18 protein-coding genes are annotated in these 19,693 nt (G+C 41.0%); 8 read left to right on the top strand and 10 right to left on the bottom strand.

Translation table 11 applies throughout. The features are described from left to right. Positions 1-8: 8 nt before the first annotated feature. The 7 genes from J0654_RS03645 to J0654_RS03615 are packed head-to-tail and all read left to right on the top strand — an operon-like array spanning position 9 to position 7,789. Positions 9-626, top strand: coding sequence for a hypothetical protein (locus tag J0654_RS03645; protein ID WP_116183703.1), 618 nt, complete (start codon positions 9-11; stop codon positions 624-626). Positions 627-635: 9 nt separating this feature from the next. Beyond that, positions 636-1,547, top strand: coding sequence for a TraJ family protein (locus J0654_RS03640; RefSeq protein ID WP_116183704.1), 912 nt, complete (start codon positions 636-638; stop codon positions 1,545-1,547). A gap of 46 nt (positions 1,548-1,593) precedes the next feature. Next, the gene (locus J0654_RS03635; protein ID WP_067037738.1) at positions 1,594-2,211 is read left to right on the top strand and encodes a hypothetical protein; all 618 of its coding nucleotides are present in this window, start codon (positions 1,594-1,596) and stop codon (positions 2,209-2,211) included. A gap of 10 nt (positions 2,212-2,221) precedes the next feature. Continuing rightward, the gene (gene traM / locus J0654_RS03630; protein ID WP_067037736.1) at positions 2,222-3,226 is read left to right on the top strand and encodes a conjugative transposon protein TraM; all 1,005 of its coding nucleotides are present in this window, start codon (positions 2,222-2,224) and stop codon (positions 3,224-3,226) included. Between the two features lie 4 nt (positions 3,227-3,230). Beyond that, the gene (locus tag J0654_RS03625; protein ID WP_067037734.1) at positions 3,231-4,193 is read left to right on the top strand and encodes a DUF4138 domain-containing protein; all 963 of its coding nucleotides are present in this window, start codon (positions 3,231-3,233) and stop codon (positions 4,191-4,193) included. A gap of 2 nt (positions 4,194-4,195) precedes the next feature. After that, positions 4,196-4,735, top strand: a complete 540-nt coding sequence (locus tag J0654_RS03620) for a conjugal transfer protein TraO (protein ID WP_067037733.1) — start codon at positions 4,196-4,198, stop codon at positions 4,733-4,735. 12 nt (positions 4,736-4,747) lie between these two features. Next, positions 4,748-7,789, top strand: a complete 3,042-nt coding sequence (locus J0654_RS03615; RefSeq protein WP_067037730.1) for a TraQ conjugal transfer family protein — start codon at positions 4,748-4,750, stop codon at positions 7,787-7,789. 40 nt (positions 7,790-7,829) lie between these two features. Here the strand turns inward: J0654_RS03615 and J0654_RS03610 are convergent, their stop codons facing one another. Next, positions 7,830-8,315: a hypothetical protein gene (locus J0654_RS03610; protein WP_067037728.1), complete on the bottom strand. Its 486-nt coding sequence runs from the start codon at positions 8,313-8,315 to the stop codon at positions 7,830-7,832. 437 nt (positions 8,316-8,752) lie between these two features. On the opposite strand from J0654_RS03610, the gene J0654_RS03605 reads away from it, so the two are divergent. Beyond that, entirely contained in the window at positions 8,753-10,291 is a 1,539-nt protein-coding gene (locus tag J0654_RS03605; RefSeq protein WP_067037726.1) for a Fic family protein, read from the top strand. Positions 10,292-10,413: 122 nt separating this feature from the next. On the opposite strand, the gene J0654_RS03600 is transcribed toward J0654_RS03605, so the two are convergent. The 9 genes from J0654_RS03600 to J0654_RS03560 all read right to left on the bottom strand — a co-directional run bounded on the left by J0654_RS03600 (position 10,414) and on the right by J0654_RS03560 (position 19,512). Then, positions 10,414-11,169: a M90 family metallopeptidase gene (locus tag J0654_RS03600; protein ID WP_404828015.1), complete on the bottom strand. Its 756-nt coding sequence runs from the start codon at positions 11,167-11,169 to the stop codon at positions 10,414-10,416. Between the two features lie 109 nt (positions 11,170-11,278). Next, positions 11,279-11,923 (bottom strand): GNAT family N-acetyltransferase, encoded by a 645-nt coding sequence (locus J0654_RS03595; protein WP_116183705.1) that lies wholly within the window; start codon positions 11,921-11,923, stop codon positions 11,279-11,281. Positions 11,924-12,005: 82 nt separating this feature from the next. Further along, positions 12,006-12,224: a heavy-metal-associated domain-containing protein gene (locus J0654_RS03590; protein WP_067037721.1), complete on the bottom strand. Its 219-nt coding sequence runs from the start codon at positions 12,222-12,224 to the stop codon at positions 12,006-12,008. Positions 12,225-12,248: 24 nt separating this feature from the next. After that, the gene (locus J0654_RS03585) at positions 12,249-14,507 is read right to left on the bottom strand and encodes a heavy metal translocating P-type ATPase (protein ID WP_116183706.1); all 2,259 of its coding nucleotides are present in this window, start codon (positions 14,505-14,507) and stop codon (positions 12,249-12,251) included. 101 nt (positions 14,508-14,608) lie between these two features. Continuing rightward, on the bottom strand, positions 14,609-15,769 hold the full coding sequence (locus J0654_RS03580) for a hypothetical protein (RefSeq protein ID WP_116183707.1): 1,161 nt from the start codon (positions 15,767-15,769) through the stop codon (positions 14,609-14,611). Between the two features lie 44 nt (positions 15,770-15,813). After that, positions 15,814-17,103, bottom strand: coding sequence for a PQQ-dependent sugar dehydrogenase (locus J0654_RS03575; RefSeq protein WP_067032977.1), 1,290 nt, complete (start codon positions 17,101-17,103; stop codon positions 15,814-15,816). A gap of 54 nt (positions 17,104-17,157) precedes the next feature. Continuing rightward, the gene (locus J0654_RS03570) at positions 17,158-18,495 is read right to left on the bottom strand and encodes an MBL fold metallo-hydrolase (protein WP_067032972.1); all 1,338 of its coding nucleotides are present in this window, start codon (positions 18,493-18,495) and stop codon (positions 17,158-17,160) included. 119 nt (positions 18,496-18,614) lie between these two features. After that, positions 18,615-19,175, bottom strand: a complete 561-nt coding sequence (locus J0654_RS03565) for a DUF305 domain-containing protein (protein WP_207026331.1) — start codon at positions 19,173-19,175, stop codon at positions 18,615-18,617. Between the two features lie 106 nt (positions 19,176-19,281). After that, on the bottom strand, positions 19,282-19,512 hold the full coding sequence (locus J0654_RS03560; protein ID WP_207026330.1) for a heavy-metal-associated domain-containing protein: 231 nt from the start codon (positions 19,510-19,512) through the stop codon (positions 19,282-19,284). Between the last annotated feature and the right edge of the window lie 181 nt (positions 19,513-19,693).

The following is a 19,693-nucleotide window of genomic DNA, read 5'->3' as shown; positions in this document are numbered from 1 at the left end:
CTAAGACTATGAAAAGAACATTTGTATTAATGGGTTTGCTTTTTCCATTGGCGATCATTTCCCAAATTCCGGTTACCGATGCCGCGACCAACGCCAGCGTTGGAATGGTAAACAGTCAACTGATGAATATCAACATACAGCTAAAGGCCGTCAACAAAAATCTTTCCCGCCTTATTAACCTGATGGAGAAAAACAACAATGAAACCTTAAAATCGAGAAAGATCCTTAAAGAAGAGCTGGAGGCCAAGAAACAGGCACCGGCCTATGTGACCAAATCGACGGACGTTAGCAGGACCATCGACTTAAAAACCAAGATTTTGGAGGCGTATCGCACTTCCAAACAGACCGTACAACAATTGGAACACTTGAATCGAAAAGAAAGGCAGGAGTTTTTTGGCTTTGCCGCGAACGCTATCCTTGAAACCAAAAACCTTTTTAAACAATGCAACGATATCCTGAAGACCAAGGCGATAATCCTACCCGAGGAACGCCTAAAGAAAGTGAACGGAATCAACAGTGAACTGGAAAGTATTCTCGATAACCTGATAGTCTATAACAACAAACTTTCACGGACCAATGCCTTCAGAAAGTCCAGAAGCACACTGATAAATATGAACAAAGAATAAAAAGAAACCATGCAGATTACGGACAAAGGAATTCGGGAAACGGTCAACGAGCTTTTTGACCAATATATTATTGACGCTTTTGAGGTGGTCGATCCCATTATAGGTATCGGGCAACAATTCGCCTATATCGGTATCGGGCTTATCGCACTGGGCGTGTTTCTGAACGAAGAAAAAAGAGCGAACATTCTTGCTTACCTCAAATGGGTGCCTTTGGCCATATTGCTTTTGAACTACGAAGTGGTTATCCTGACCATATACGAGTTTTATCAAACGGTCGGAACAACTTTTAAAGCCAACGATATTTCGTGGGACGTACTTCAAACGAAGATTTTTATAGCACAGATGGAGGCCCTTGAGTCCGAGGACGGCACATGGAGCTTATTGGCTTTGGATTCGGAAGGACTTGCATCCATCGCCTTGGGATTTGTTACCTCTACGGCCACGTCGATTGCCTCGTTCATATCGGCCGTTGTATTTGTCGGCATCAAAGCCATGTCGGTAATCTACCTTTTCGTCCTGATCATATTTGGCCCGTTGAATATCGGGCTGTCATTCATTCCTGTCTTTTCGGGGATGTGGAAAGCTTGGCTACAGAAGTTTATGAGCGTATGCCTATGGATACCCATGCTATATCTGATCGACAATTTTATGCTCAAGATTCTCGATAATCTTATACAAACTTTGCTATACGACGGAGAAGCCAATTTGGGCCTGGTGCTGACAAGTGCCCTATTGATGTTAATGAACGTATTCGTATACCTCAAGGCACCGGTCTTGTCCAACTTTATTGTGCAGGGCATGAACGTAAGCGCAAGCCAACTAAAAGACAGGACAAAACATTATGCCAAAAAAGCCGCACAGACAGCGGTCGATGCAAAGACGGGCGGAGCTACAAAAGGCGTAAGAACTTTGATACAATAATCCTTTCAACGATCAAAGAAGAATTTAAACGAACACAGAAGAACAGATGGACGGTAAATACAGGATTTTCAACGATTTAAGTAGGATTCGTAGCAATAGCAACAAGGTACTATATGTATCTTTAATTCTTACGTTCGTCTCGACCATCCTCAATATCTACTATACCTACAGAACGAACGAGAGTGCCAGGAACAGTTTCTATCTGCTCGATAAAGGCCAGAAATTGGCCGTAGTCAGAATCAAGGACTACAAGCGGGCGGTAGATATTTTATGCGAAGGCCATATTGCAAATTTCCATGAACTCTTCTTTGCCTTGGAACCTGATTTGCGCCATATCAAAAGAAATATTGAAGGCAGGGCGCTTTATATGGGCGATCATTCGGTACAGCGATTGTACAATAGGTTGATCGATCAAAGTTATTATGAGGATATAGCCAAAAGTGGCTATTCCATCGAAGTGGAAAAGGATTCGATTTTAGTGGATTACTCACGCTATCCCTTTCCATTTCGGTTTGTCGGAAAACAACGAATCTTAAAAGATGGGAATGCGGAATATCGAACCTTGATCACAACGGGGTTTATCGAGGAGACCAAATCGACACCGAACAATTTGAACGGTTTAAAGATCCTCAGGTTCGATGTTTTGAACAATACGGATCTGTAACCACCAACCTATGAACAGTATGATTGAAAAGTTTAACCATTGGATACGGCAGCATAAGCTGTTCGCTATTTCTGCACCCATAATCGTGTTGCTTACGGTATTTTTTATCACGACCAGTATAAGTTCTGTGCGGAACCATGGGAAAAACGATTTGGATAAGGATGGTTACAACAATTTCCTGCCGGACCAAAAGAAGGAACTTAAGGTCGAGGAACCAAACGATATCTATAAAAATGCTCAACAAGATTCTTTGGACGCCCAGAAGAATAATGGACTTTTCAAAAGCATTCTCCACTCAAAAAAAGAAAACGATTCACTGGAACGCCTCTTGGAAGAACTGAACAATTTTTCATTGGACGAAACGGCTTCGCAAGATATCGATGATGAAAACACCCTCGACCAAAACACTACAACCCCCGAATATGTTACAAAAAAGAGCGTAGCCAAAGAAAAACTGGAATACAGGAAGTTACTGATGGAAGCTCGTGACGAACGTCTCTCGCGAAGTCAGGACTATTCCGCACCTTATATGGAATCACCATCTACAGTTACCGTGGAATCAATAAAATTTGATGCGTCAATATATCGCGATCAGTTCATACTGCCCGGTAATCGTGTAGTGCTTATTTTAAGGGAAGATGTGCACTATAATAACAAGCGATTCCCCAAGAACACCTTTGTGTATGCCAAATCGAACTTGCAAGGATCTCGGGTTCTGTTGGAAGTAACCAATATCGACAACGTAAAGATACCGCTAACGGCTATCGACCAAGAAGATGGAATGGTCGGATTACACAACGAAAGGGCAGGTGAACTGCTGAATGAATTTAACGCAGAGATCCGACAACAAGGAGTCAATGAACTTTCCGAAGCGGCAGGAGAAGTTTCTGAAACACCACTCGGTCGAAACCTTGTCCGCTCCTTCGGCAACTTTTTCCAGAAGAAAAAATACAAACAACAGGATAAAATCTTATTGGTCAATGGAGACCGTGTTTTTTTGGTGCCCAAAACCTAAATGAATGGCTAAGAAAATACTACTCATATCAACATTTATTTTCGCTTCGGCATGTGCCGCACAGCGTTATAGCGACACTTTGGAAGTGGCTAGAAACTACAAGACCATTTTGATATTTCCTGAAAATATTTCTGAAAGTATTATCGGGAACGATTTTGGGTTTATAGCAGACCTGCCAAAAGCTGAGGGAAGTAAATTTCATGGAAGGATCTTAAAGCTATATTACGATGAACTTGCCACGGAGGAAAAAAACTTTACGAACCATACCGTAATTACAGAATCGGGCCAAGTCTATGATTTCATTCTTGAACTGACCGAGCGACCAAAACAGTTCACTTGGTACATCAAGCCCGAAATGGCCATTACCAATATTGATGGAACAACAAGAAATGTGCAAAATAACAATAACGCTTCTGAGGGTACTACATCAGAAAACAAAGAGAATGAGGCGGTAGCCATATCAACGGCTAAACCTGCAAAAACTTCCGACAATTCCATAGACAGGGCAACCAAAGAGCTTTACGAAAAAGATCCAATGGAATACTATCGTCTTCGGTGCTATTATATGCAGTTTGACAGGGCCAGAATCAGTCGCTATTTTGCACGGTTGGATAATGTTTTTCTTTGGCTCAAGGGGGTCTATTACAACGAGGACGAACTCTATTTTCAGTTTCGGATCGAGAATAAGGAAGGGCTTGATCTGGACATCAATTTCATCAAGCACCAAATCGCCACAAATTACAGGAACAGTAGCAGCAACCAGCGAATGGAACTAAAGCCCCTTTTTACCTACAAACAGCCCAAAACGGTGGCCGGAAAGAGCGAGAACCATTTCGTGGTGGTCTTTAAAAAATTCGCATTGGACGAAAAAAAAGAGGTGGTCGTGGAATTGGACGAAGAATCGGGCAACCGAAACCTGTCCCTGAAAATCGGGCATGAAATAATCAACAACCCAATACACTTTTGAACATGAAAAATTTATTATTCATAACCGCAATAATAGCTTGCAGTTCAATTCATTCCCAGGAAGGCAATTATGCTTCATCAATCGGGGTCAGCAGCGGATATGCCGAAGACGGTTTTGGCATTATGGCAACCTATAATTACCACTTGAATCGAAATCGGTATGCCCAGTTGAGCGTATTCGCCGCCATAGCGGAAGACCGAGGTACGTTCACGATTCCCTACAACATATTCACGGTACAACCTGGCTATTTCTTTAAAATTCTGGAACAAAGAAACTTTAAACGTTATGCGCTCAATATCGGGGGTGGTGCCATTATCGGTTACGAGGTCATCAACAATGGCAATAGCCTCTTGGAAACGGGTGCGGTCATCGATGCCAAGAGCCAGTTTATCTACGGAGCCTATGTAGGGCTTGAGGGCGAGCTTACCCTGAGCAATGATTTTTCCCTCTTGGTCAAGGCCAACGAGTATTATCATGTAAATAGCGATGTGGGCAATTTCTATCCCTATGCAGGTATCGGCCTTCGTTATTTTCTGTTTTAAAACCAGTCGAAAATGAAAAAGTTAAAAACTACTACAAAAGTGACAATAGGGGTTTTGACCCTCATTTCTATCCTAGTTATTGCCTGTAGCAAGGATTTTGAGGATGTCATTTTGGAAGATTTCGATTTCAGCTTCTCGGTGGAACATCCCGAGGAAAGCTTTGTATTCGAACGTACGAGAACCTCATTTTCCCTGGTTCCGGAAAAGGAAATCTCTACAGTAGATTATTTTCTAAAATACTCGGCAGCCAATGCAAAAGGCTATTTTTTAAACATGGAGGGGGATACGATACGTGAGAACGACACATTGCGCATAACCGATAAAAATTGGGCCTATAATTACGTGGCTATTGATACCGGTATGCATAAGATCAATTTTTTAGCATGGGATTCCAACATGCGAGAGAAGAGATTGGAGCTGTTTCATCGTGCCAAATATGCCAGTTTCAGTTTCTTGCTCAACAAGGGACTTAATGAATTTATCATCAATTCAAAAAACCCGGTCAATCTTACACTTATTCGTGATAAGGAAACTGAAAGTCCAAGTGCAATAGGGAATTTTGAAATAACGTATCAAATCGAGAACGGCTCGGGCAAATTATATTTGGGCGATAAGGTCTTTGATGCGGGGAATCCATTTTTCCTGCCAAAAGGCATTTCCGAACTATCCTACCTACCCGAGAATTTGGGTGAACATAAACTGATCGTTACTGCCAAAGCCCCTGATGGCGCTACCTTGACCCAAGAACTATTATTGACTGTATTAAATCTTGGTTTTACACTCAATACAACGGCTTCCTCTTCACAGGTGGAGCTCGATACGAATCTGGCCATTGCCATAGACCTTGCAACACAGGATGAAAATTCGAATGTGACCTATGAGATAACCCATTCCTTTTCCAGTTCAAGTGAGGGTGGTGGAACCGTAAGGGACCAGAACGGCGGGGTTATGGAACCGGGGCAATTTAGGGCCATTGACCCTGACACTTATAATTTTTCATTTACGAGTACGAATCTGGGAAAGCGTAAAATATATTTTGACGTACGGGACAGTAATGGTCAGCAAAAACGGGACAGCGTCGAAATCGAGGTCGCCAATATTCCGTTCACATTCTCCGGCAACTCGGAAAGTAATTCGGTGTTCATCAATGAAAGGACCCAATTCAACTTCAATATAAAATCCAATGGAAACACGAACAATATAGAATACAGCATCTCCTATGAAATTCTGGAGGGAAATGGTATTGTACGCAACGTGAACGGTACAGAACTCATAAATTCAACGGATTATCCAGTCGCTTTCGGTAATTTTTCACTGTTCTATATCCCAGAGACGGCTGATACCCATAGAGTTTCCTTTGTGGTAACGGATAATTTTGGACAATCCTCTGAACCGGTTATCATCGATCTGGAAATCAAGCAAAATGAATTCGAGGCGACTTTCACCCCATCAAAAACATCTGAATTTACCAATATTCCCGTTTCTGCTATTGTGAATATCGATGAAGAACCTGAAGGCACCAATGACACCTATGAGGCATTTTTTACCTCTGGAAAAAGTGGTGGGGTAAGTATTAACGGAAATTCTTATGGACCTGGGGAGAAATTTAACTTGACCGCAGACATAAACAACATATTTTATACCGGTTTTGAGCCTGGTGAGCATAATTTGGTCTTTAGTGTCGAGTCGGGATCAGGCGTAACCCATGCGACGGAACCTATAACCATAGCATATCAACAAGTTGATTTTTCTTTCACTGGCGGCATCCAAAAATCGGATATTTCTGTTGGGGAGGTGACCTCGGTAAACTTCAATATTTCAGAAAGCGTAGGGTCTTCGGACTATACCATGCGGTTTGCAATGAACGGCAATGCATTGTTGAAGGATACCAATGGAAACGCCGTAAGCCCAGGCAATAGTTACGATGTTCCCAAGGGGAATTTCAATTGGAGTTTGGAGGGCATCAGCGAGGGAACGGTTACTATAACTTTTTATGCCAAAAATGAGACAGGGCTGGAAAAACCTGTTCCCATTACGGTCAATGTCAGCCCGAAAGACTATGTTCTCACTGTAAATGCTACGGGGCCTGGCGCATTTATTGGAGAGGCCATACCCATTAACTTTAATATTACTGAAATCGGCCTGGGGGGAGATACGTATACCATGTACTATTCTACCGGCAATGCTAATAGTACTTTTGAATTTGACGGAAACTCTTATGGCCCAGGAGAGGCATTCCCAGTGCCCGTTGGTTCATTTTCGGGTAACTACACCGGCCTTTCGGAGGGTTTGCACAACATAGTATTCAACACCATATCTTCTTCCAATGTCACCAAAAACGAAAGTGTGGATATTGATTATGAGCGATATGTTGAGCCATTCGATTTAACCATAAGTCAGGCTCCTGGTGAACGCCTTGAGGGAGAGGCATTCAATATAACTGTCATCACCAATGCCATAGGCACCCATGATAATACGGTTTCCTATACGATGACCTTTTCCTTTGAGGGTAATCGAGCGGGTTATTTTCTTCTTTCAGGATCAAGATATGATGAGGGCGAAACCGTTCCATTGAACTATGGGAGCACCAATCTCACATTCTATCCCGACAGTCAGGATACGTTCACCATTGATTTTGAGGTGGAGAACTCAACGGGGGAAACGCAAACCGGAAGCACATTTGTGGATACCTTGAGAAGGCCTGTAGCTTTTGTAAAAGGAGAAAAGTACAATGTCAGTTGTGGCGGTTTGAATGGATGCGATTATCAGGTAAGGATATACACTTGTTATGATATCGGATGTTCCGAGGCCTATGGGGGTGCCACCTTGGACCGAGTAGAGATCAGGATTTACAACAGAAGGGATAATCGATGGGATACCCGGGTATTCAACTATAATGAGGCTGTGGGGAATGGTGTGGACCGATACTTTTTGTTAGAGGAGGAGGCCAGAGAAAGCAGACTACGTTATTTAGACCAAGACTTTGAGGTCAGGGTCAGGGATACCAATGGACAGTGGAGTGAAGTGGCTTTTGGTAAAGTAATAAGGGTATAAGACAAATATCTCTTCGTTTAAAGATTCCTTTTTGAGGCTGTTAACTACGTCTAAATACATAGGTAACAATCACATTGCGGTCATCTAAAAAGTCCTCTTCTTCAACAACTAGTCGGTTTTGGGTAAATTCTATGATCGTCCAATCGCTACGGGTATCAAATCGGATAATCTCGTTATTTATTAATTCATAGGTATCACTTTCCACGTTTTGAAATGCCGGAACATCACCGCAAGAAAGTCCATTTTCATTGATGGTGAAAACATCCTTTTCCCCAGGTCCCCTATCATTGAAAAACGTCAAATTGTCCTTTAGGCACTGCCGAATTTCGTTTGTATTATAAAAGTCATCATTCACTGTGCCATCCCCATTAATATCGACTGCGATGTTGGAACCAATGGCCTCATACTCCCATTGACCAAGCAAGGCTTCTGCCCTATCTGCTTCAGAAACACCATTGTCGTCATTATTACAAGAGTAAATTAATAGCACCAATAAAACTAAAAAGACTTTAGTGTAGATTTTCATTTCGAAATGTTTAGACGCCTTTATAAAGATAAAATTTTTATCCCTAACCTTTTTAACCCTTCCAGTCGATTAAGAAACTATCAATGAGATTAAAACAAGAAATGGAAGATTAAATTGCGTAATTTGACAAGATAAATGCAGGGAGCGCACTTTTACGCCTCCACGTGTTCAGGTGCGGCTCCGAGGAGGTTGATAAATCTGGAACGGAAAGATCTCGATTGTGTCGCGGCGAATTACGTCTGCTCTGGAAATCTTGATGTAGATGATTTGTTAAAATTCAACAGTGGTTGAGTACATATTAAAATAAGGTATCTGTCAAACTCCTTTTAAGCAAAGAGAAACTTATTTTCATGTCTCTTACCCATAAATAACTGTTTTTCATGAAAAGTAACCATTTTTCATATTATATTTGTACTTATATTTCATGAAATGTAACTATGAGTAATCAATTTGCACGAAAAATAAGCACTTTTCACGATAGGGTCTTGCCAGAGGAAGGAATTTTGGTTGGGTATGGTTGGCTTCTACAATTTATCGAGGATACAAGAAATAGACGATTACCTTTACCAGAGCTACTTGCCATTGTAACAGAGAAACAACAGCGGTACAATACCCCACAATGGCAGGTATTTGCAAAACGGTATATCCCCGAGGATAATGCAAGTGGCCATCTCACTTTTGCACTGAAGTACGAAGGTATTGATTTGCTCATTTTAAAAGAGTTTTTTCTGGCAGTGGGTGATGCGCCGGTAATGAGCATGGTGCAGAACGAGCCCACTGGTCAATATTCCAGAAGGATTTGGTTCCTATATGAATGGCTCTTTGGTAAAAAACTGGATATCCCCGATTTAAAAACCGGTAATTATGTTGAAGTTGTAAACCCCAAGCATCAATATGTAGGACCGGTTGAAAATAGTACCAGGCATCGCGTAAAGAATAATCTACCGGGTACCAGAGAATTCTGTCCCATGATACGCAAGACCAAAAAATTAGAGTCTTACGCCGCAACAAAATTTCCTGAAATCATGGAAAAAGGATTAATGGGAAGAAATAAGGACTTGATACGTAGGACGGCCGCATTCCTTTTGCTGAAAGATTCAAAAGCATCCTTTGCCATCGAGGGGGAATATCCTCCGAACATGAGGGCCAGAAATTGGGGCAAGGCCATTGGCCAGGCAGGTAAAAAACCATTGACGATTGAAGAGATTGAGCGACTTCAGGATATTGTAATAGGCACCAAGAAATTGAAGCACATGGGAATTCGCAAAGGCGAAGGATTTATTGGTGAACATGACCGCGAAAGCTTACTTCCAATGCCTGATCATATCTCGGCCAAGGCAAAAGATTTGGAATCATTGCTACGTGGATTGATTGACACTAACAACCTCTTGAAAAACAGTGGCTATAACCCAGTTTTGGCGGCAGCCAGTATCGCTTTTGGTTTTGTGTTCATCCACCCTCTTTCAGACGGAAACGGCAGGATACATCGATATATCATACATCATATTTTGGTTCGCATGGGCTATACCCAGAGGGATATGATCTTTCCGATTTCGGCAGCTATACTGAATCGGATAGGAGAGTATCAAGATATTCTGGAGCACTTCTCATCGCCCAGACTTAATCTAATCGAATGGAAGCCGACCCTTGACCACAACGTTGAAATCTTGAACGACACCATTGACCTCTATCGCTATTTTGACGCCACATTGCAGACAGAGTTTCTTTATGAATGTGTCGAAGAGACCATTGAAAAGATAATACCCGAAGAGTTGGATTTTCTGGAAAAATATGACCAAATGACCCATCAAATCAATGCGTTGGTTAATTTGCCCGATAACAAAGTAGATCTATTAATCAAGCTTCTCAATCAAAACAAGGGAAAGCTGTCAAAAACTAAAAAGGCAAAAGAATTCGAGGAATTATCCCAAGAGGAAATTGAAAATGTCGAAAAAATGTATGCTTCAATCTTTTAACATCCATCAGGTATAACATTAAAAATGGTTCGTAAGGTTCTTCTAGTAATACCAACACCTAAATAAGGAATTACGTTGTGGTGCTTTACTACCCAAAACTAAAAAATCGGTTTCTTGAAACGTTACTTTTCTAAAACTCCTGGTTCCTGCCTAAAGCATTCTACCAGCATTTTGTAGAGTTCTGGATGTTTTCTCTTAAATAAATCGGGACGTTCAAAAAAGTACTCGGCAGCTACGGCAAAAAACTCCGCTTCGTTGGTACCGCCATAGTTTCTTATATCGGATTTATTGGCATTGATAACTTCCATTTCCGCATGGATCAACTTTAACCACGGGATGGTATATTGATGCTCCAACAACCTTTCCGGAATTCCATCCGTGAAATCGTCCAATTTATCAATAAGATGCACAAACTCGTGTATGCCAGTATTGCTTTTGTCGGTTGTGTTTTTGAACCCGTGATGCAATGCTTTTTTCGATAAAATCATTTGCTTTTCAAAACGTCCATTCCCCACAATTCCGCCGATATTACGCGATTTATCTTTGCTGCTAAATTGCATATCCTCATTGAAGTTATCAGGATACAATAGGATTCCGCTTAAATTGGTATAGTGCCATTCGTCAAAACCAAAAACGGGAATTACAGCACTCGCCGCAATTAAAATCTTGTCGAGCTCTTGCAATTCCAGTTGTACCCCATCAATATAGACTTCACTTAAAAATTGCATCATTCGTTGTTGAAAAACTACCTGTTTTGCTTTGGGAAGGTTGCGGTAGAAGAGCACATTTTCCATCAGTAACGGATGCCAATATTTTGGGAACGGTTTTACTTTTTTGCTTCCTATTTTTGAAACAAAATAAACGGCAAGGACAAGCATCAATCCGAATATAATCGTATAAATCATAGTTGATGTAGCGGATAAGGGAATATCATCTGATTTTAGTTTTTCCAAGAATGACCACCATATAATAAATTATCCGGTTTGATTATTTGGAATAGTCCTTCAACAGAAAATTCCAATGGTATCTTTTTAACAATCCTATGTACAAATAGAGTTTCAACTTTTGGGCATTCAATTTTTCATTGACTTTTATTGATGACGTATTGAAGTAGGAGACAATACTGTAAAGTTCTTCTACGCTATAGTTTTCAAGAAGTTCAAAGCAATGATAACGTAAGTAGGTAGCCAAGTTCTTACCTCTATACGCCTGAAACGTGTAAACATTCAAAAGGTAACCTTCCTTATCTTTTATTTTGAAGGAGCGGCCTTTAAACACAAAATCCTGCAAATCAACGAATAATAGGGCGGCAATCTCTTTCCCTCGCTTGAGACCGATACATATCTGCCCCATACTTAAATTCTGCTCTAATTCCTTGGTTGTAAGCCCCATGATGTTATTCATTATCCCAATCTCGTCCAAACCTATATAACATAATTCATAGTCTTTGAAGCTATCTCGAATCTCAGGTTTTTCGGCTCCATTTTTTATTTCCCTATACCAATAGTAGGGTGCGATGTCCAATCCTATCCGGGTCAGAGCATTCCTAAGGGTGAATAAAAATAATCCATGGCGTATTCGGTGCCACAATAACTTCGTTTTATAGAATTTGCTTTTTTCCGCTACCTTCATTTTCTTTTCATTTGACTTAAGTCAGTACTGACAGAACGATATCTTTTAGATTGGATATAAATTTATTATAGGCGTTTGGTGATTAACGAACATCAACACTTTCCGCGCTAAACCCTATTTTCTGCAAAGTAGCTTTTACATCTTCTTCCGAAGCACCATGACTTTCTATAGTCAAGATTTTATCAGGATTAGCGGTATCCACTTCCCAACTTTCAACGCCTTCTTGTTTGTTTAAAAATGGGGTTACTTTAGAGACACAACCACCACAATTGATATTTGTTTTAAATTTTAAAGTTTTCATCGTATTTGAATTTATAATTAATTATTAAAGTTTTGCTCGTTTAAGTCTTAAGCTATTTGCAACCACAGATACGCTACTGAATGCCATTGCTGCTCCCGCAATCATTGGGTCTAATAAGAACCCATTTATGGGATACAAAACGCCCGCCGCAATCGGTATTCCAATGATATTATATATGAATGCCCAAAACAGGTTCTGACGGATTCCCAAAACGGTTCTTTTTGAAAGTTCCAACGCTTTGGGAATGGATTGCAAATCTGAGGTAATCAAGGTCATCTTTGCCATGTCCATAGCGATGTCAGAACCTTTACCCATGGCAATGCTCACATTGGCTTGCGCCAAGGCGTGTGAATCGTTGATGCCATCGCCAACCATAGCTACGATCTTTCCATCAGCTTGCAGTTTTTCTACAAAAGCTGCTTTGTCCGAGGGCATTACTTCTCCTTGATAATTTGTTATTCCTACTTGTTTTGCGACAGCCGATGCGGTTTTATTATTATCTCCAGTAAGCATAAAGACCTCGATGTCTCTTTCTTGAAGTGTTGCTATGGCCTTTTTTGAAGTTTCCTTAATCTTATCCGCAATGGCGAGTATCGCGAGCATTTGTTTTTCATTACCAAAAAATATGACCGTCTTTGCTTGCTCTTCAAGACTCTCTGCTGTTTGCATCAAGGAAGCGTCGATTTGAATATTATTCTCAAGCATTAGTTTATGGTTTCCAACATAGTATTGTGAACCGTCCTTTATTTCAGCTTGAACGCCTTTTCCTGTAATACTTTCAAAAGAAGCAATTTCAGCTTTTTCAATATTTTCATCTTTTAAGTGGTTGACCACCGCTTCCGCCAAAGGGTGTTCTGATTGTGCTTCAATTGCTAAAAGAATTTGTTTGTATTTTTTCGTGTCTTTATTATTCTCAGACCAATGAATATCCGTCACTAATGGTTTTCCTTTGGTAATGGTACCCGTTTTATCAAGAATGACTGCGTTCACTTTGTGTCCTAGTTCTAAACTTTCGGCATCTTTTATTAGGATATTGTTCTCGGCACCTTTGCCAATCCCCACCATTATAGCCGTAGGTGTAGCCAATCCCAATGCACAGGGACAAGCGATAACCAATACTGCTACAGAGGTCAATAAGGCCTGCGAAAATGCATTATCGTCTCCTACCGACATCCAAACAATAAACGTAATGATAGATATCCCCAAAACGATAGGAACAAATATTCCCGCTATTTTATCGACCAGTTTTTGAACGGGTGCCTTGCTTCCCTGGGCTTCCTGAACCATTTTAATGATTTGGGACAGCAAGGTTTCGCCGCCTACTTTTTCAGCGGTAAATTGAAAACTTCCTTTTTGGTTTACCGTACCCGCAAATACTTTTCCACCATCTGATTTTTCTACGGGAACAGGTTCACCTGTAATCATACTTTCATCAACATACGAGTTGCCTTTTGAAACTTCACCATCCACAGGAATTTTCTCACCAGGCCGTACCAAGATGGTCTGCCCAACTTGGACTTCGGAAATCGGAATCTCCATTTCTTCACCGTCCTCAACAATCTTTAACGTTTTGGGCTGTAATCCCATCAGTTTTTTAATGGCCGAAGAAGTGTTCGACTTTGCTTTTTCCTCCAACAATTTCCCAAGGGAAATGAACGTAATAATGACCGTGGCCGCTTCGTAATAGACGTGAGGTTCTATACCACGGCTCAACCAAAATTCGGGAAAGAGCGTATTGAAAACACTGAACACAAAGGCAATCCCCGTACTGAGCGCGACCAAAGTATCCATATTGGCCTTGGCGTACTTTGCTTGCTTAAAGGCATTGATAAAAAAGCTACGCCCGAACCAAAAAAGCACCGGTATGGTCAAGACCAACGAAATCCATTTTCCAGGTATCCATTCCATAAAGAACATCCCAAGAACGAAAATGGGCAACGTTAAAATTGCCGACCAAATGGTACGGTTTTTTATGTCTCGGTAATGTTGCCGCTGAAGTTCTTGTTGCGCTTCGGCTGGGTCTTCGACATCAATAATGATATCATAGCCCACTTCACGCAGCACGTTTTGCAGTTTTTCTTCGGAAACACTTGCATCATAATCTACCCACACGGAATTGCTGGCAAAATTTACGGTGGCCTTGTTTACACCATCGATATGGGAAAGAATCGACTCCATACTACTGGCACAGGCAGCACAGGTCATACCTGTTACCGGAAAGGATTTTTTGATATCTGATTTCTTGGTTTTATCCTTTTGCTCCAAAACAGTTGTGGTTTCCATAGCTTTACCTGAATTGCTTTATGCAAAGTTCAGAATCGTTACCGCCAACCTTGTTACGAAATTTGCTGAAAGAGTTGTAATATTCTCGGGAAAACAACTAGTCAAAGTTGTTTTTCTAGCTCAGCGACTGTTTTCTTAAACTGTTCTAAATCCTTGAAGATATGTGCCCCTATCTCTATGGCTTTGCGATAATAGGGAAGAATGATTTTGGGAAAGCTCCTTTTCTTGTACTCATTTTCCTCTACATCCATTTTGTCTTTACGGACATCCCCAAATTTCAACAGTAATAGTGTTGCTCGTCGTATTTCCTGCGGGTTATTTCGTTCTTTGATTTTATCCACCAAATTGAAAAACTCTAAGTCATTCTTGGTAATGTTAGCTTTTGTTTCGTATCGTCTTAATTGTTCGTCAATCTCTATATCTTCAATTCTGGCTAAGTTCATATTGATATTATGGCCTGCCCAAAAACCATACTCTTCATCGAACCAAATGCCAGAATCGTGCCATTTACCAAAGAAGTTGACGGCATTTTTAATGCGGAAACCTTTCAGTCCTTCCTCAGAACCCAAAATGGTAACCTCGCAAGGATTGGGAAACATTCCCATTACAACCACATCCTTTTTATAAGAATTAAAATATTGAAAATACAATTTCTTGAAAATGTCAAATAAGTCAATAACATTGTTCAACTTGGGATAGAAAAATTCATCTAAATCGAAGGAATGAATCAAAACGCCATCTAAATTGATAGGGTCTGAATCGTGCATAACATACCGACCTTCGTCTATAGAATAGGCGGAATGAAAGAAACTGTTGCGTATTTCTTTAAAATGGTTCTGTTCATAAAAATCGATTAGGTGCTGCTTTTCCGAATCGGCCAAGAGCTCCATCAAGAAATCTTGTTTTTCGCCAATTCCCAAAAGGCGCTCATATTTTTTCGTTTTCCAAAAAAGATATGATGAACCTTTGTACCCCAATTTAATACGGCACAAATTACCTATTATGTTGTAGAAGTCGCTGTTCTCAAAAAAAGTGGAGTAAATCTGTAAACCCATACGGGTTTTCTCTTTTCCTTCTAATTCATTGTACAACCTTTTATAAAACTCGATTGCATCGAACCATTCATGAAGGTTAGAGTTTAAATTAGATGAACTGATTCCCCTATAATTAATCAGGTTAAGTACAAAATCGAATTCGCTTTTAGCCTTGGCTTCTTCAAAAAGATTTCTCAAATCATTTATCGGAGGTTGTGCATCTTCCATAAATAAAAGTACTTATAAAACGGCAAACCCCCACTGAGAATCCCTCACATACCGCGTTTACCGTCCCAACTAATTCTCCAGATCCTATTGGTCACATCATCGGATATCAACATCGATCCATCGGGTAGTATGGCGGCACCCACGGGTCGGCCATAGACCTCATCTTTTTTGCCGTCAACAATAAAACCCGTTAAAAAATCTTCAGGTTTTCCAGTTTGTTCTCCGTTCTCGAAAGGCACGAAAACCACTTTATAGCCTGATAAAACCTGTCTGTTCCAAGAGCCATGCTGTACGACAAAGGCCCCGTTCCGATACTTTTCGGGGAAGGAATCGCCCGTGTAGAACGTCAATCCCAAAGATGCGGTATGGGGGCCAACGTTCACATCGGGCATCAGTGTATTTCCCACTTGGGCCGAAGGCACCCATTTTACCCTAGGATCTTCATTTTGCCCATAATACAAGTAGGGCCAACCGTAAAATCCGTTTTCGCGGACACTGGTCAAATAATCAGGTACGAGGTTGTTGCCCAATCCGTCGCGTTCGTTGACCGCCGTCCATAAGTCTCCGGTAACGGGATTCCAATCCATACCCACGGGGTTTCTTAGTCCTGATGCGAAAATTCTTAGTCCTGCGCCATCGGGATCAATCTCAAGAATGGCCGCCTTCATGAATTCAGCCTCTGCCCCTTTCTCCCCAACATTCGAGCCACTACCGACCGCTATATATATTTTCGAGCCGTCCTTGTTGGCAATAATATTGCGTGTCCAGTGCCGATTGGCCTTTCCTGCGGGTAAGGTGGTAATTTTTTCCGCTTTTCCCGATATTTGCAATTGACCGGGCTTGTAAGGAAAACGTAGCAATCCGTTGGTATTGGCCACATAGAACCAATCATCTAGCACAAGCATTCCGAATGGTTGATCGAGTTCCTTTTCGAGAAATACGGTACGTTCATCGGGAGACCCGTCCTTGTCTACATCGCGGAGCAAGGTTATCAAGTCCGCACTGTTCTTAAAGCTTTTCGACTTTGATGCCCCGATGAACCATGCCCCGATTTTTTTCCAGAGCGGATAATTCGAATTGCTTTGCGCCACAAGTACATCGCCGTTCGGTGTAACGTACATCCACCTTGGATTCTTGAAACCGTCAGCATATTTTGTAACGGTAAAACCGGGCGGGGCTTTGGGGGTCCTTCCATTTTTCCAGCCAATGACATTGCTATAGTTGGAATAGGATTTGGAGGCCGATATCGGCGGTAGCGAATCGACGGTCTGCGCATTTGTAGTTGCCAATACTAAGAGTGAAATGATTAAACCTGTAAAAAAACGTGTTCCCATGACCATTTAAAATTTTGTCTTACATCTTCTGCCAATTAAAACTTAGCATCTTGGTTATTTGAATTTCTCAATAACTTCCCCTAGGTCATATACTTTTACGTCTTGCAATTCATTTGAAAGTATGCTGCTTCCGATCGCGCTTCTATATCCACTGCCACAATGGACAATAATGGGTTTGTCGTTAGGAATGTCCTGAATTGATTCCCTTAGTTCGTGTAGGGGTTGGTTCAGGGCACCGTCAAAAATTTTCTTTTTTCTTACTTCATCCGTATTTCTGACATCGACAATGGTGTAATTATCCAGATTTTGCACAAAATGCTTGAAATCCAATCGCTCGTTTTCGACAAAGCTTTTCTTCGAAAGGGTAATTATCGCCTTGAGTTGATTTTCATATCCAATCTTCGCCACCCGCCGGGCGATGGTCTTTACACTTTTTGGAGAATCGACAACCAGATGAAATTCCTCATTTGGTTGGATTATAGTACCTAACCATGTTTCAAAAGAGGATGCTTCGCCACCCTGCATAATATTGATACTCTGTGGCCAATGACCTTGTTTAAACTCGTTTTCATCACGACTATCGACAATTAAGATATTATCTTTTGGTGTTTCGGCATTAAGATGAATAGGGATTTTAGCGGTAACCATATCAATCGATTCAACTTTCTTTTTGTTCATAGCTACATCATGTTTGAAATAGGCCGGTATGAACGGTTGGTCTTCAAGGAGTTCTTTGACAAACTCGTCTTCATTCTGATGGCCAAATGCCCAGTTATCCTTTCGCTCCCTACCTAATGTGCTAATGCTATCTGCCGACATGCTTTTGCCGCACAGGGATCCCGCCCCGTGGGCGGGGTAAATAATGGCCTCATTCGGTATTTTTTTGAATTTAGTTCGAATTGTGTTGAACATTTCACGGGCCAGTGCTTGCTTTTTTTGCTCTTTGTCATCTTCATTTCCGCGCAGGTCCGGGCGTCCGACATCCCCGATCAATAAGGTGTCCCCCGTAAAAAGTGCAACCTCATTTTCATCTGTGGCAAGAATGGAAATACTATCGTATGAATGCCCAGGAGTATTTATGGCTTCTAGTTTGGTATTGCCCACGAATATGGCACTGTTCCCATCAAAACTTTCGAAAGGGTATTCAGCTTCCAATTTGCTGCTGTTATAAATCGTGACACCTGTTTCTTTGCTAATTTGCCAATGTGAGCTTACAAAGTCTGCATGGGAGTGGGTCAATAGCACAGCTCTAATCACAGCATTTTCTTTATGCGCAAGATTATAATACTGCATCGGGTCGCGATCGGGATCGATTATCGCCATCTCCCCTTCGCTCAGCAGTGCGTATGAATAGTGGGAAAGTGGTTCATATTCAAATTGCTGTATTTTCATAAAAATTTTATGCGTTTATAATTTAACGTCCGAAATGCCTTCGTTTATTCTCCTGTATTTTCGTTTTTTCCTTTCGAAAGTAAAAACTGTTATTACCTCCTGACATTCACTTTTCCGTATCAGTCAAGGTTTGTTGTTTCTTCGGTAAGCGATCCTTCAAATTTGGGAAGCGAACGCTTTTCCTTTTCTTCTTCTGTTTCTACTATCCCATTTTTCTTGATATCGTTGATTAACCATTGCATTTCCATTATTTCCCTACGTTGCGCTTTAATGATTTCATCGGCAAGCTCCCGTACCCTGACATCCTTTATTTGAGAACGCTTACTCGTCAAAATAGCAATGGAGTGATGGGGAATCATACCCTCCATATAGTCAACCCCAGAAACTGTAACCTGACTTCGGACCAGCCATATTCCACCTGCAATCAATAAAACACCCAAACCTAAAACCAAAGCATTCTTTTTTCGGTCCTTATACATTTGCAGCATATAGAGCAACATAATAATGACCATCGATCCGCCCATGATCAGTGTCATAAAAAAACGGGTCTCACTGTACCAAAAATGGTCAATGATCTGGTAGGAGTGTGTGTACATTAAAAAAAACATGGCGACCATTGAGGTGCCAACCATTGCAAAAAACTTTAAATAATTATCGTGTTTCTTTTGATTTTCTTCCATTGTGAATATTTTATCTGGTTATTGTGATTATTCGTTGACTTTCGATTATTGCATCGTTCCCATACTATTTTAGCCTGACCGTTAATCTCTTCTAAACTATCCCATATCAGGTTTGACCGACTTTATTTTTGGGTTGTATTTTATATTGTCCTCCGTTATTTTCCAAAGCTTTTTGTAAATTTTCCAGCGGCACTTCAAATTGTGACTCTACGGTCGCTGCCGTATTTTTTAAATCGACCGATACATCGGCCACTCCCGCTACATTTAAAAGTGTGTCTTCGACATGCCCTCTACAGCCGTTACAGGTCATTCCCTTTATTTCGTATGTTCTTTTCATGCTATGGTTTATTAATTGTAGTCTTTGCTCCTAAAGGTGGTTTCAAATAGTTGGATTGAAAATAATGCTTTTTACAAATGCCTGTTGTTCGTAAAAAGACGAACCTTGACCCATTTGATAATAACGCTATTTATTCAGAGCAAATGGGGTAATGGCTGTCTTTAGAGGTTATTGCGGCCCT

It is taken from the genome of Flagellimonas profundi (genome assembly GCF_017313275.1).
GTDB classification, from domain to species: Bacteria; Bacteroidota; Bacteroidia; order Flavobacteriales; family Flavobacteriaceae; genus Flagellimonas; species Flagellimonas profundi.
The sequence above is the reverse complement of the archived record's forward strand: the minus strand, read 5'-3'. Positions and strand labels throughout refer to the sequence as shown.

What these genes read in the sequence shown, in the direction of transcription:
- J0654_RS03645 (WP_116183703.1), top strand. Translation starts at nt 9, where the DNA reads ATGAAAAGAACATTTGTATTAATGGGTTTGCTTTTTCCATTGGCGATC.
- J0654_RS03585 (WP_116183706.1), bottom strand. Translation starts at nt 14,507, where the DNA reads ATGGAAACCACAACTGTTTTGGAGCAAAAGGATAAAACCAAGAAATCA.
- J0654_RS03595 (WP_116183705.1), bottom strand. Translation starts at nt 11,923, where the DNA reads ATGAAGGTAGCGGAAAAAAGCAAATTCTATAAAACGAAGTTATTGTGG.
- traM (WP_067037736.1), top strand. Translation starts at nt 2,222, where the DNA reads ATGAACAGTATGATTGAAAAGTTTAACCATTGGATACGGCAGCATAAG.
- J0654_RS03635 (WP_067037738.1), top strand. Translation starts at nt 1,594, where the DNA reads ATGGACGGTAAATACAGGATTTTCAACGATTTAAGTAGGATTCGTAGC.
- J0654_RS03570 (WP_067032972.1), bottom strand. Translation starts at nt 18,495, where the DNA reads ATGAAAATACAGCAATTTGAATATGAACCACTTTCCCACTATTCATAC.
- J0654_RS03625 (WP_067037734.1), top strand. Translation starts at nt 3,231, where the DNA reads ATGGCTAAGAAAATACTACTCATATCAACATTTATTTTCGCTTCGGCA.
- J0654_RS03575 (WP_067032977.1), bottom strand. Translation starts at nt 17,103, where the DNA reads ATGGGAACACGTTTTTTTACAGGTTTAATCATTTCACTCTTAGTATTG.
- J0654_RS03580 (WP_116183707.1), bottom strand. Translation starts at nt 15,769, where the DNA reads ATGGAAGATGCACAACCTCCGATAAATGATTTGAGAAATCTTTTTGAA.
- J0654_RS03565 (WP_207026331.1), bottom strand. Translation starts at nt 19,175, where the DNA reads ATGGAAGAAAATCAAAAGAAACACGATAATTATTTAAAGTTTTTTGCA.
- J0654_RS03610 (WP_067037728.1), bottom strand. Translation starts at nt 8,315, where the DNA reads ATGAAAATCTACACTAAAGTCTTTTTAGTTTTATTGGTGCTATTAATT.
- J0654_RS03605 (WP_067037726.1), top strand. Translation starts at nt 8,753, where the DNA reads ATGAGTAATCAATTTGCACGAAAAATAAGCACTTTTCACGATAGGGTC.
- J0654_RS03620 (WP_067037733.1), top strand. Translation starts at nt 4,196, where the DNA reads ATGAAAAATTTATTATTCATAACCGCAATAATAGCTTGCAGTTCAATT.
- J0654_RS03640 (WP_116183704.1), top strand. Translation starts at nt 636, where the DNA reads ATGCAGATTACGGACAAAGGAATTCGGGAAACGGTCAACGAGCTTTTT.
- J0654_RS03590 (WP_067037721.1), bottom strand. Translation starts at nt 12,224, where the DNA reads ATGAAAACTTTAAAATTTAAAACAAATATCAATTGTGGTGGTTGTGTC.
- J0654_RS03600 (WP_404828015.1), bottom strand. Translation starts at nt 11,169, where the DNA reads ATGCTTGTCCTTGCCGTTTATTTTGTTTCAAAAATAGGAAGCAAAAAA.
- J0654_RS03615 (WP_067037730.1), top strand. Translation starts at nt 4,748, where the DNA reads ATGAAAAAGTTAAAAACTACTACAAAAGTGACAATAGGGGTTTTGACC.
- J0654_RS03560 (WP_207026330.1), bottom strand. Translation starts at nt 19,512, where the DNA reads ATGAAAAGAACATACGAAATAAAGGGAATGACCTGTAACGGCTGTAGA.